The 13,508-nt window shown below is 40.7% G+C and carries 9 protein-coding genes; 8 read left to right on the forward strand and 1 reads right to left on the reverse strand.

Annotation, left to right across the window (positions count from 1 at the left end; all coding sequences use genetic code 11):
* Positions 1 to 2: 2 nt before the first annotated feature.
* Positions 3 to 1,982 (reverse strand): monovalent cation:proton antiporter family protein, encoded by a 1,980-nt coding sequence (locus FAX86_RS17980; RefSeq protein ID WP_144394870.1) that lies wholly within the window; start codon positions 1,980 to 1,982, stop codon positions 3 to 5.
* Between the two features lie 171 nt (positions 1,983 to 2,153).
* On the opposite strand from FAX86_RS17980, the gene FAX86_RS17985 reads away from it, so the two are divergent.
* The 8 genes from FAX86_RS17985 to FAX86_RS18020 all read left to right on the forward strand — a co-directional run bounded on the left by FAX86_RS17985 (position 2,154) and on the right by FAX86_RS18020 (position 13,490).
* A complete protein-coding gene (locus tag FAX86_RS17985; protein ID WP_144394871.1) occupies positions 2,154 to 3,395 on the forward strand; it encodes a choice-of-anchor H family protein in 1,242 nt (413 codons plus the stop codon).
* A gap of 627 nt (positions 3,396 to 4,022) precedes the next feature.
* Positions 4,023 to 5,717, forward strand: coding sequence for an acetolactate synthase 2 catalytic subunit (gene ilvG, locus FAX86_RS17990; RefSeq protein WP_144394872.1), 1,695 nt, complete (start codon positions 4,023 to 4,025; stop codon positions 5,715 to 5,717).
* Positions 5,714 to 5,983 (forward strand): acetolactate synthase 2 small subunit, encoded by a 270-nt coding sequence (gene ilvM / locus FAX86_RS17995; RefSeq protein WP_144394873.1) that lies wholly within the window; start codon positions 5,714 to 5,716, stop codon positions 5,981 to 5,983. The genes ilvG and ilvM overlap by 4 nt, the downstream gene beginning before the upstream one ends.
* Positions 5,967 to 7,631 carry a citramalate synthase gene (gene cimA, locus FAX86_RS18000; RefSeq protein WP_144394874.1) on the forward strand — a complete coding sequence of 555 codons (1,665 nt, stop codon included), beginning with the start codon at positions 5,967 to 5,969 and terminating at the stop codon, positions 7,629 to 7,631. Before ilvM ends, cimA begins: the two co-directional genes overlap by 17 nt.
* Complete coding sequence (locus FAX86_RS18005) at positions 7,612 to 8,565, forward strand: branched-chain amino acid transaminase (protein WP_144394875.1); 954 nt, start codon at positions 7,612 to 7,614, stop codon at positions 8,563 to 8,565. The genes cimA and FAX86_RS18005 overlap by 20 nt, the downstream gene beginning before the upstream one ends.
* A 61-nt stretch (positions 8,566 to 8,626) precedes the next feature.
* Complete coding sequence (gene ilvD / locus FAX86_RS18010; protein WP_144394876.1) at positions 8,627 to 10,453, forward strand: dihydroxy-acid dehydratase; 1,827 nt, start codon at positions 8,627 to 8,629, stop codon at positions 10,451 to 10,453.
* Positions 10,454 to 10,617: 164 nt separating this feature from the next.
* Positions 10,618 to 11,001, forward strand: a complete 384-nt coding sequence (locus tag FAX86_RS18015) for a hypothetical protein (RefSeq protein ID WP_144394877.1) — start codon at positions 10,618 to 10,620, stop codon at positions 10,999 to 11,001.
* A gap of 155 nt (positions 11,002 to 11,156) precedes the next feature.
* Entirely contained in the window at positions 11,157 to 13,490 is a 2,334-nt protein-coding gene (locus FAX86_RS18020; RefSeq protein ID WP_144394878.1) for a carbohydrate binding family 9 domain-containing protein, read from the forward strand.
* The last annotated feature ends 18 nt before the right edge of the window (positions 13,491 to 13,508 follow it).

The following is a 13,508-nucleotide window of genomic DNA, read 5'->3' on the forward strand; positions in this document are numbered from 1 at the left end:
TCTCAACCAGAAAATAGTCGGTTTTCAGCATGCTCTATATAATCGGGTTCGCCTGATAATAGGACAATATCTCCTAGTTGAAGCATTAAATTGCGGTCAGGTGGTGTAAAGGATGTTTTTCCTCGTTTAACCGCTTCAATGCAGGTTTTTTCTGGTAGCTCTATCTCATTAATTGCTTTTCCAATAGCAAACGCATTGCCTGTTAATACGACTGCGTGCAGTTGTTCATGGTGCGTCTGTAGGACTCTCATTAAATCCGACGATGAACCGTGAAAAAAGCTTTGTAATAGATGGTACCGATCATCTCGAACGCTCTGTATTTCCTCAATAATTTGCTTCAATGGTAATCCCAAAGTATATAAAACCTGACCGACCAGCATTAAACAAGATTCGAGTGATTCTGGAATGACTTTGGTTGCACCATTTTGTAAAAACTTCTCCAGATGACTGTCATCTTTGGTACGAACTAAAACTGGTACGTGAGGATAGTTGTGTCGTGTTGTCGCTAACAGATCCATGGTTGATTTAGGGTTATCAAAAGTAACTATTACAAGACGAGCATTGCTAATCTCTGCCGCATTCAGAATGCTTTTTCGAGTGGCATCACCATAAAAAATCGCTTCACCCGCGGTGCTTGCTTCTTTTACACGAACGGGATCCAGATCTAAAACTACGGAAACGATATCCATTCGATCGAGAAAACGTTTAATGGTTTGACCATTTCGACCAAAGCCGCAAATTATGACATGAAATTTAAATCCCTTTACAGCTTCACTGATGAGACGCTTGCTGGCGCTATGTTGTTTCAGATGGTCGCTTTTTGGAAATAGTAGATTGTTAATTGCTGTGGAATAGCGGATCAAAAATGGAGAGATAAACATGCTGAGTACGCCAACCGATAAAATAATTGAGGCGACTTCATCATTTAAAATATTTTGCTGACGTGCAAGACCAATCAGTACAAAACCTAATTCACCCGCATGAGACAGTATTAAGCTTGCTTTAAAGGCATCCTCAAAGGATTCTTTCATGACTCTTGCAATAACTAGTATGAGTCCCAGTTTAGAAATCATAAAAGCGATAAGTAAACCAAGAATAAGAAAAGTATGGTGAAATAGCAGTTCGATATCAATGAGTGTACCGATAGTAATAAAAAATAAACCCAGTAATATATCTCTAAATGGTCTTATTTCTGTTTCAATTTGATGTTTGAATTGCGATTCAGCGAGTAACATACCCGCCATAAATGCTCCCAGCGCCATAGAAAGTCCGAGCCATTGAGTAAACCAAGAGGCAACCAAAGCGACCGTTAAACTGGTCATAACGAAGAGTTCATCGCTGTGAGATGATGCGACTTCGTGAAACAGTTTTGGTAAAAGCCATTTGCCAAAAGCGATGATGATTAAAAAGGCAATGGTTCCTTTTAATAAAGCCAGTGAAATTGTCGAGGTGATTAGTTCAGGTTCAGCACTAGCGAGAATGGGTACTAAAATAAGTAGTGGAACTGCGGCCATATCTTGAAAGAGCAAAGTCGCAATGGAGAGTATTCCATGTCGATGATTTACTTCTTGTTGATCGTCAAGCTGCTTAGTTACGATAGCGGTTGATGACATAGCCAGCGCTGAGGCAATGACGAGAGAAACGGTCCAGTCAAGTTTAAACAAGCTGGCGATGATAAAGTAAAACAATATACAGAGTACGACTTGAAGCGATCCAAGGCCAAGTACTTGTGTCTTCATGGCAATCACTCTGGGTAAGGAGAATTCAAGGCCCAAAGTGAACAGCATAAATACAACACCCACTTCAGCAATGATGTAAGCATTTGAATTTGGGGCAAAAAACTCAAGTCCCATTTGTCCGAGAAATAGCCCTACAACTAAATAAGCGAGAATCGTTGGTAGATTTATTCGGCGAAATAAGGCAACAAGCAAGACACTGGCTGCTAGCGTTAATAAAATTTGCGCGTAAATCGCATGATGCATCTGTGTTGAATCTTCTCCATTTTTCGCCTTCAAGTAGTAAGTTTAGTCGCTTTTCCGCGTTTAGATACAGGCAGTAATATATTAAATTTCATAGAGTTAATTGATTCAGGATGCATTCAGTTTACATTTGTTTAAATGGATACCAAGATAATTAATCAGTAAGGAATGGTTATGTCCATTAAAACATTGTCAATAGCAGCTTTAACGTCGTTGTGTTTGAGTTCAGCATGGGCACAAGACAAAACCTCTTCAGAAAGGCAGGCTTTGAAACACGAGAGTGCACCTAAGTCGAGTATCAGTCGAGAAGGTTTTCAAAGTCAAAAACAACTTAAAGAACATTCTTTGACAAGAGATTCTTTAACGAAAAAGAAATCTAGCCGATCATCTATAGCTAATCGAGTCGAGAAGCCAGAGACGCAAGAAAATAAGTCGCTGAAAAAAGATCGAAAACTCACTTCAAGTTCTGAACTCAAACAAACACGAAGCGCATTGGTGACCAAGTCATCGCGAGCAAGTCATTTCAGTTTTTATGATGCGCGCGCATATTTGCTTGATGATATTGATGGTGATGGGTATTACAGTGAATTTGAAATTGAATTCGATGCCGACACAATCTATGACTGGGCTGAAGTTTATGCGCAATTATACATCCGTCGTGGAGCGGGAGACTGGGTTCTTTATCACACCACTCGTGTATTTGATATTTATGGGACTGATGGTGGAGATGATTACTCTGTAGCGACGGTACTTAATTTCGATTATCCGACAGGAGACTACGATATCTTGATTGACTTATACGAAGTGGGATTTAGCGATATCGTTGCCACCTGGAGCTCTTACGAAGATGCTGATCTCTATGCTCTACCACTGGAAGATCGTAATCATGAGTCAGCCTATAGTTCCGGATTCGAGTTTTACGATATTAATACCGACTTGTTATTTGATAATGACGGTGATGGATTTTACAGTGAATTTGCCATGTCATTTGATATCGATACTGAGTATGCATCAGCTGATGTTTATGCCGAAATATACTTTTTAAATGAAGATGGATATTGGGAGCAAGAGTACACGACTGACATTATCACCCTCCAGGGAAATTCTACATTGGATACAGTTCACGTTGAGTTTATTTGGGAGGCGGGTTATCCAGCAGGATATTACGACTTTAAAATAGTTGTGAGAGACGCTTACTCGGACGAGCGACTTGTCGAAACATATAGTGAGTTTGGTGCGCTTAATGCGGTTCCTTTAGAGTCGGTCGATTATGATGACTACCCAGACTCAGGTAACAGTGGTGGTAGTGGTGGAAATCACGGCGGTGGATCATCAACCAGTTATGAAAGTGGTGGTTCTTGGGGGTGGATTATGTTTCTACTCTTATCTTTGGGTGCTGGTTTGAGAAAGCGTTAATCAAAACAATAGCTCAATAAAAAGTGTGACGTAGTTTTAATTGGAAGGATTTTTTTGAGAATGGACTCTTAAATCAAATGGAAATTATCAAATAAAGGAATAGAAAGCTCGGGATAACCGGGCTTTTTTATTGCACCAAAATATAGCGAGTGTAGAAGTATTTATTCATATAACTAAATTGTATTTCTATTTATCAGTCCATGATATATGTTGAAGTTGTGTGCGCAAAAAAATGATTACCAATTATTTTTAACGCAGAAAAAATTATCTGGTTTGTGAGAATACAATGAATCGCTTGTTAACGATTAATAACCAAAGCATTGTCATCGTGATTATCGTGGTGCTCATTAGAGCAACGCGGGGTGCGCCTTTGAGTTAAATTAATCGAAGATAGAAGCCCCCGCACCGAAAGGTCCGGGGGTTTTTTTTTGCCGGTGGAAGATGAAGAGAAAATGAGGTTGATAAGGCAGTGACGGAAAAACGTTGTTTAATAGCTGGACTGGTTTTTATCTTCTTTGTTGAGACATCACTGAGTATTGTTGAAAGTGTTCGACCTGTGCGTAGCAGTGGGTTCCTTCCATTAATTATTGAATTAACGCGCTTTAAGTTTAAAGAGAGAGCAGAGACGTGAATGGTAGCCAATATTTGGTAAACGCACTAGAAGCCAACGGTATAAAGACACTTTTTGGATACCCTGGTGGCGCCATAATGCCCGTTTATGATGCATTGGTCGATAGCGAAATTGAACACATATTATGTCGTCATGAACAAGGTGCTGCTCTAGCTGCTGATGGTTATGCTCGTTCTTCTGGAAAGCTCGGTGTGTGTATAGCAACTTCTGGGCCGGGAGCAACGAATTTAATCACTGGATTGGCTAATGCCTACTTGGATTCTATTCCTGTTTTAGCAATTACCGGCCAAGTGGCTTCAGGATTAATAGGTACTGATGCATTTCAGGAAGTTGATATTCTAGGTATGACCTTCGCTGTTGTGAAGCAAAGTTATTTAGTCGAAGACGTTAATGATTTGCCAGCAATTATTAACGAAGCGATGTCAATTGCGGTGGAAGGTCGGCCAGGGCCAGTTTTAATTGATATACCGAAAGATATTCAACTGAATAGGATACAAACACCGGTCGTTCAGCCTTCAAACGTAAGTCATCAACAATCAATTCATTCAACGGCTTCTCAAGTCAGCGAGCTAGAAGTTAAGACTGTTCTTGAGTTACTCGCAAAAGCTCATCGTCCATTGGCCTATGTTGGCGGTGGGGTAGGGATTGCAGAAGCAGAAAGTGAACTGCGAAGTTTTTTACAAAGTTCACAAATTCCTGCAGTCTCCACATTAAAGGGATTGGGTGCGACTGGAAATTATCATTTGAACTTGGGCATGTTGGGAATGCATGGACTTAAAGCCGCTAATTTCGCTGTTCAAGAATGTGATTTGTTAATTAATTTTGGAGCGCGTTTTGATGATAGAGCAACAGGAAAGTTGAATCAGTTTGCACCTAATGCACAAGTCATTCATTTTGATACCGATGTTGCAGAAGTGAATAAGTTAAAAGCTGCTTATGTTGGTGTAATAGGCCATCTTAAGAGCAGCCTTGAAAGGTTAAATCAGTCTTTTCATCAAATGCAATTTGATAATGCAAGATGGATTGCATGGTCTAACTGGTGTTATGAGCAAAAAGAAGCACATGCTTGGCAATACGAAAAGCCGGGCGATGTCATCTATGCGCCTCGTCTTATCAATACCTTATCTAATATGAGTTGTTCGAATGCCTTTATAAGTTGTGATGTTGGACAACATCAAATGTGGGTCGCACAGCATTGTCAGTTTGAACAACAAAGGTTTCACTTGTCTTCGGGTGGTGCAGGAACAATGGGATATGGACTTCCTGCCGCTATTGGTGCTCAACTAGCGCATCCTAACGCAGTTGTCATTAATGTTTGCGGTGATGGTTCATTCGCAATGAATATTCAAGAGTTAATGACGCTCAAGCGATATAGTTTGCCGGTAAAAATTTTGCTTTTGGACAATTCCAGTTTAGGTATGGTCCGGCAATGGCAACATTTATTTTTTAAAGATCGATACAGTGAAATTGACCTCTCCGACAACCCTGATTTCGTTCGAGTTGCCGAGGCCTTTGGCTTGGTTGCAAAACGAATTAACAAAAAAGCAGATGAGAAAGAAGGACTTCGCTGGTTATTGCAGCAAGACTCTCCTGCTTTGCTTCATGTTGTTATCGATAGTTGTGAAAATGTATGGCCTCTGGTTCCTCCAGGTGCTTCGAATTGTGACATGTTAGAGGAGAAACTTAAATGAAAGCATCATTGACTATGTTAGTTCGTCAACAATTGGGCTGTCTTGAGCGAATTTTGAGAGTGGTGCGTCACCGTGGTTTCACCATTAACGATCTTTCGGTCACGCCAGATGCATTAGCAAACCATTATGTTATGACTTTAAGTGTGGAGAGTAGTCGAGGCATTAATTTATTAACGAATCAATTGGTAAAGTTATTTGAGGTCGAAGAGCTTACTTTAGATAGTGGTCAGAAAGTAAAGGGAGTCAATTATGCAAAATCTGCATAAAGGAAGTTCAAAGCAATTATTGCTCTACGATACAACGTTGCGTGATGGTGCGCAGATGCAAAGCATTCAGTTTTCTGCAGATGACAAAGTTGCAATTGCTCGACGATTGGATGAGTTTGGAATGGACTATATTGAGTTGGGCTGGCCAGGAGCAAATCCAGTAGACGATCGGGTGTTTCGAACTCTAAAACAATCACCTTTAAAAAATAGCAAATCAGTTGCATTTGGCGCGACTTGTAAACCGAATAAGTTAGCGGAAGATGATCCTTTACTCGCTGCTTTAATTAAAACAGAAACTCCTGTAGTTACTTTGGTTGCAAAAAGCTCTCGATTTCATATTGAAAAAATCTTGGAAACAACAATTGAAGAAAATCTAAGAATGATTTTTGATTCTGTACAGTTTTTAAAGCGTCAAGGCAGAGAGGTTTGGATTGATGCAGAGCATTTTTTTGATGGATTTGATAGCGACTGCGAAACTGCAATGGCGTGTTTATCGGTTGCTGAGAGAGCCGGTGCAGAAGGTGTTGTGTTGTGCGATACCAATGGTGGAGCTTTGCCATCTCGTGTCGCTGCGGTTACCCACACAGTTATCGAACGATTAAGGTGCCGTGTTGGAATTCATGCTCATAATGATTGTGAACTGGCGGTTGCTAATGCATTGGCTGCGATTGAAGCTGGCGCTGAGATGGTGCAAGGTACTATTAATGGCTATGGAGAACGATGCGGTAATACTAATTTAGTATCTCTAATTCCTACTTTGCAGTTAAAAACTCAGGCGATGAATAAAAATAACGCTCAGCTTGAAACACTGACTGATTTATCACGTACTGTTTCTAATCGATGTAATTTTACTCCCGATCCCTTTGCTCCTTATGTGGGGCAAGCTGCGTTTGCTCATAAAGCGGGATTTCACGCCTCAGCCGTTGGAAAATATTGTCACAGCTATGAACATATCGAGCCTTCTTTGGTAGGTAACGAACGTCGCATACTGGTGTCTCAGCAAGCAGGTCGAAGTAATTTAAAACATAAGCTATCTAAATTTAATATCAATACTGAAGATTTAACTCAGGCTCTTTCTGAAGTAAAGGCTAAAGAAGCGCAAGGATTTCAGTATGAAGAAGGCGATGCGTCATTAGATTTATTGTTACGTAAACAGAAAAAAAGCTATCAGTCACCATTTCGAGTCGAAGAGTTAATGGTTCATTGTATCCAACGAGTAAATTCGTCATGCGAAAGCAGTGCTGAAAAACTGACTGGCAATGATTTGCATCAAGCGTCGGTAAAAGTTGTTGTTAACGACCATGCTGTTTGGTCTGCTGCAGAGGGTAATGGTCCTGTTGAAGCCATAGATAAGGCTTTGCGTGAAGCTTTAACTCAATTTTGGCCTAACATTCCGTTAACAGAATTAACCGATTATAAAGTTCGCATATTAAATCCAGGAATGGCAACGGCGGCGACAACCCATGTGTGGATTGAAAGCCATTATCAGGGCGTTGTTTGGAATACTATTGGTTGTTCTCCCAATATATTAGAGGCCAGTCAGCAGGCTCTTTGCGACTCTCTGGAATATTTTATTTTAAATTATGGTAAACAAAGTGCAACTTTTAACGAAAAGCGAGGAATGAACAATGGCAATCAAGCAGCCTGATTTAATTTGGTTTAATGGAAACTTAATTCACTGGCATGATGCAAAAGTTCATGTACTCAGTCATGCCATTCATTATGGCTCTTCAGTATTTGAAGGTGTTCGATGTTATGAAACGCCCGATGGTCTTGCCATTTTTCGCTTGCAAGATCATGTAAAGCGGCTGTTTGACTCTGCTAAAATCTATCGTATGGAATTACCCTTTGCTCCTGAAACATTAGAGCAAGCTTGTCGAGATGTTGTTACTGAAAATCGATTATCTTCAGCATACATACGACCAGTTGCTTTTCGTGGTTATAACTCCATTGGTGTGTTGCCGTTTGATAATCCGGTTGAGGTTGCGGTTGCTGCATTTGAGTGGGGAGCCTACTTGGGTGAAGACAGTTTAGCACAAGGTGTCGATGTTGGAGTTTCGAGCTGGAATCGTGTCGCACCCAACACCATTCCTACAGCAGCAAAAGCGGGAGGTAACTATTTATCCTCGCAACTTGTCGTTGAAGAAGCAATGCGGCACGGTTATGCAGAAGGTATTGCTCTTGATACCAATGGTTACATTAGCGAAGGCAGCGGCGAGAATATTTTTGTTGTGCGCAATGGAGTTTTGTATACGCCTCCGGCGACAGCTGCTATTTTACCTGGACTGACAAGGAATACGATCATCACATTGGCCGAAGAGTCAGGATATAAAGTGGTTGAAGGAAATATTGCTCGTGAAGCTTTGTACTTAGCCGATGAAGTCTTTATGACTGGAACGGCCGCAGAAATCGTTCCGGTGCGCAGTGTTGACGCACAAATCATCGGTGCAGGATGTCGAGGTCCAATTACTGAGACATTACAAAAAATGTTTTTTGGATTGTTTTCAGGAGAGACTAACGATAAATGGTCATGGTTAGATCGTATTTATTTGGAGGAGCCGGTCGCACTCCATGGAAGTTAAATTGAGTATGACTCATTCAATAATATTTTTAAACAACGAAACTTTTTCGGGAATTTAGCTTATGCCAGATTATCGTTCGAAACGATCAACGCACGGTCGTAATATGGCAGGCGCTCGCGCACTTTGGCGAGCGACCGGAATGAAAGATAATGATTTTGGTAAGCCAATTATTGCAGTGTGTAATTCGTTTACTCAATTTGTTCCTGGCCATGTTCATTTAAAAGATTTAGGTCAATTGGTGGCTAAAAAAATTGAGCAAGCGGGTGGCGTTGCGAAAGAATTTAATACAATTGCCGTCGATGATGGCATTGCCATGGGACACGATGGCATGCTTTACAGCTTGCCGTCACGAGAGCTTATTGCAGATTCGGTCGAGTATATGGTTAATGCTCATTGTGCCGATGCTATGGTCTGCATTTCTAATTGCGACAAGATTACTCCAGGTATGTTGATGGCCGCGATGCGATTAAATATTCCTGTTATTTTTGTTTCAGGTGGTCCAATGGAAGCGGGTAAAACTCGACTCGCTGAACAAGAACTCAAAGTTGATCTGGTCGATGCAATGGTTGCTGCGGCTGACGCATCCGTCTCCGATGACGATTGCGAAACACTAGAGCGCAGCGCTTGTCCTACCTGCGGTTCTTGCTCCGGTATGTTTACTGCAAATTCAATGAACTGCTTAACGGAAGCATTAGGTTTAGCCTTACCTGGAAATGGAAGTTTATTAGCCACGCATCGCCGACGTAAACAATTGTTCGAAGATGCCGGTGAGCGTATTGTTGCGATAACCAAACGCTATTATCAAGAAAGTGATAAGTCGGTCTTACCAAGAAATATTGCAAACCGCTCATCCTTTATCAATGCCATGCGAGTCGATATTGCTATGGGAGGATCTTCGAATACTGTGCTGCATTTATTAGCTGCTGCGTATGAAGGTGAAATTGATTTTTCTATGAAAGACGTTGATGAACTATCTCGTAGTACACCACACTTATGCAAGGTTGCACCGGCAACCAAAATGTATCATATGGAGGACGTGCATCGCGCGGGTGGCATTATGTCGATCATGGAGCAACTCGCACTTGGTGGATTATTAACGACTCACCAAATTACCGTAACGGGTGACACTTTAGCAAAACAGTTGGATAAATGGAGTTTGTCAAATACTCAGGCACGGGAGTTTTATTCTGCGGGGCCAGCAGGCATTCCGACACAAACCGCTTTTAGTCAAAATACACATTTTGATAGTGTTGATGATGATAGGTTAACAGGTTGTATTCGTTCTTTAAAAAATGCTTACAGTGCCGATGGTGGGTTAGCTGTGTTATTTGGAAATTTAGCGCCCAAGGGCTGTATTGTTAAAACGGCAGGGGTGGATGAATCAATATTTAAATTTAAAGGTCCAGCTCGGGTATTTGAAAGTCAGGATGAAGCAGTTAAAGCCATATTAGAAGATCAAGTAGTTGCTGGCGATGTTGTGCTCATTCGTTATGAGGGCCCAAAAGGCGGACCGGGTATGCAAGAAATGTTGTATCCGACCAGTTATTTAAAATCGAAAGGACTTGATAAAGACTGTGCCTTAATCACTGATGGTCGTTTTTCTGGAGGAACTTCCGGGTTATCGATTGGTCATGTCTCACCGGAGGCTGCGAATGAAGGTGCGATTGCGTTGGTAAAAGAGGGGGATTTGATTGAAATAGATATTCCAAATCGACAGGTTAATTTTCTTTTGAGTGAAGAAGAACTTGATATTCGACGTAGTAAAGAGCAAGAGAAAGAAACTCCCTGGCAAGCAAAAGAACGACCGCGTGAAGTTTCTCGTGCGTTAAAAGCTTACGCTAAGATGGCAGCCAGTGCTGATCTCGGTGCTGTGCGTGTGGTTGAGTAATTGCTTAATGTTGGCCATAGATAATAGCTAAAATAATAAGGGTGTTTACGAAGTAATAAAAGTTATGCGTGTCAGACTACTAAGAGTGAAGGAGAGCTAAGGAATGCTACTCAGCAATAGAAAGCAAAGGCTCGAAATCAATTATTTTATCTAAAGGAGCTTCAATGATTCTGTATCGCTACAAGATGAAAGTACCGTCTGATATTCGCTATGGCAACTGGGAATATAAGTTTACCATCATGGCTATTTTATCAATCCTATCTATATTTATTGAATATTTTAATGGTAGTGCTTGGCTAATAGTGTATTGTTGTCTGATGCAGTCTGTATTAATTGGAGTTTTTTCGGATAAGCTAAAGTGCTGGACTGGAATACTATGGAGCTTCATTATTTACGTTGGTTTACTATCCTCAAGCGGGTTTACTGAAAACCAATCACTTATTTTAATATTGGGATCGTTATACTTTGTGACTCAGCTGGTTGTTTTTCTGTTAGCTGAGAAAATTGATGCCATTCAAACGCGCATAAAAAAGCTTGGAGAGTTGTAAAAGTAGTCTTTAGTTATTCAACTTCGTCTATTATTCAAAAGAGATGGTGATAAAGTGTCCGAAGGTGTGTAACACTTCGAAACAATTAAAACTCGCCTTTTAATCTCAAAGGCTTAGACTAACGGCAAGATTAAAATGAGTTTTTTTTAGAATTTATGTTTCGTATTTTATTTGCGCTGATTACTCTGTCTCTTTCTATTTTTGTCTTCGCAGGACATGTACCAACGGATCATCAATTCCCAAATCTTAAACATTCAATCAAAGTCGATGGCAAGCTTAAAGAGTCAGTTTGGCGTCAAGCGGAGTCTGTGGAGCTGGTTTACGAAAACTCTCCCGGTGATAATCTACCTGCAAAAGTAAAAACTACGGCATTTTACTTTGAAGATGGCGAAAATCTTTACATCGGTTTTAAAGCTTACGATCCTAATCCGCAAGATATCCGAGCATTTTTCAACGATCGAGACAGTTCATGGAATGACGATCAAGTTAGCATAATGGTTGATACATTTAACGATGAAAGACGGGCTTATCAGTTTTTCGTTAATCCACTTGGCGTACAGTCAGATAGCGTCATTAACGAAGTTAATGGCACAGAAGATGTTAGCTGGAATGGTATTTGGGATAGTGCAGGCCACATCGACAACGAGGGATATACCGTTGAAATGGTCATTCCACTGCGAATTCTAAGATTTAATGAGGGTCTCGAGCATCAAATTTGGGGGATTGAATTTATTCGGTTTTATCCCAGGGAGCATCGATATCGTTTTTCAACGATTATTCGAGAGCGCGGCTCGCCATGTGGTTTGTGCTTTTTGAATAAAATTGAAGGTGTACAAACGGTAAAGAATACCAATAATTTTGACCTAATACCGACACTTACTTTATCAAACTCTGAGTATCGAGATCTAGGTGAGTCCAAAGAATGGAATTCTGACGGAACGGAATTTGACTTAGGAGCGGATATTCGTTGGGGAATTAATCAAGATGTTTATTTGAATGCCACAATTAATCCCGATTTTTCGCAAGTCGAAGCTGATGCTGCACAACTCTCGGTTAACCAACAGTTTTCATTATTTTTTCCTGAGAAAAGAACCTTTTTTCTCGATGGCGCCGATTACTTTCAGTCGCCGAACAATTTAATTCATACCCGAAATATCGCGGATCCTGACTTTGGCGTAAAGCTAACTGGAAAATCAAACCGGCACGCTTATGGCGTTATTCTTGCCGACGATACTCAAACCAGTTTTCTAGTACCTGGTAATCAAGGATCGTCTATCCGCAATCTCGATGATGAGGCGAGCAATATTGCTATAGGACGTTGGACAATGGATGTGGGTAATAAGCATTCAGTCGGTGCGTTGGTCACTCATCGATCGGCAACTGATTATGAAAATCAAATTATCGCAACGGATGGACGTTTTTGGATATCAGATAAAGATTGGGTGCAGTATCAATTAATCGATTCTCAAAGTAAAACTCCAGAAGAAGACTCGACTGATTCTATTATTAAGACAAATGATCAAGCTTATTCCATTGTCTATCGCCACCAGGAAGAGGATTGGGTTTGGGGCGCCAGTCATATTAATTTTGGCGAAGAGTTTCGCGCGGATTTAGGCTTTATTAGTCAGGTTGATATTCGGCGTTCGCTCGGTTATCTCGAACATAATTGGTATTTAGACGATAATTCCTTCTTAAACCGACTTAATGTTTATACGGATTATGATCAAACGGAAGATCAAAAAGGTAAAAAGTTGGAAGAAGAAATTGAAGGTTGGATCAATTTTTATGGCGAAATGCAGTTTAATGCATGGATTGGAGGAGGCCGACGAGAGCGACTTGTTGAAAATCAGTTTGAATTGGAGCGATTAACTGACATTAACGATCCAAACTCGGAGCCATCGGGAGAATTTGATACATTTAATCTGAGTGAATACTTCTATGAGTCTTTTTATTCGACGGGGCTTTTTATTCGGCCGATAGCGCAGTGGCGAGTGGGTATTCGAGTAAATACTGGTGATAAGGTCGATATTCATAATGTTCAGTTAGGAACCTCGCACTCTATCAGTCCGGAAATTGAGTGGCTACCCAGTCGCCATATGCGACTAACAGTTCGTCATGTAAAGGATTGGTTGGATGTTGATGGTGGAGAATTATTTAACGCGAAACTGACCGATTTGCGCTTTTCCTATCAATTTGATCTCCGGCATCGATTGAAATTGTCCTATCAATATCTCGTTCTAAAGCGTAATCCTGCTCTGTATAATGAGCGATATCGGGTGGTGTCTGATCTATCTTCCTATTTGGTTGATACGATTGATCCGGTTGTTAAAGACGAGTCCGCTCAGCTAATTTATTCGTACAAAGTTAATCCGCAAACTTTGATATTTCTTGGGTATTCCAGTCACGGATATCAAGATGGGTCTTTTACAAATATTAAACAAGATCAACGCTCATTTTTCGCCAAGTTCAGTTACGCATTTCAAATGTAAACGATTGCTTAGAAAGTT

Source organism: Pleionea sediminis, assembly GCF_007570825.1.
In the GTDB taxonomy this organism is placed as follows: Bacteria; Pseudomonadota; Gammaproteobacteria; order Enterobacterales; family Kangiellaceae; genus Pleionea; species Pleionea sediminis.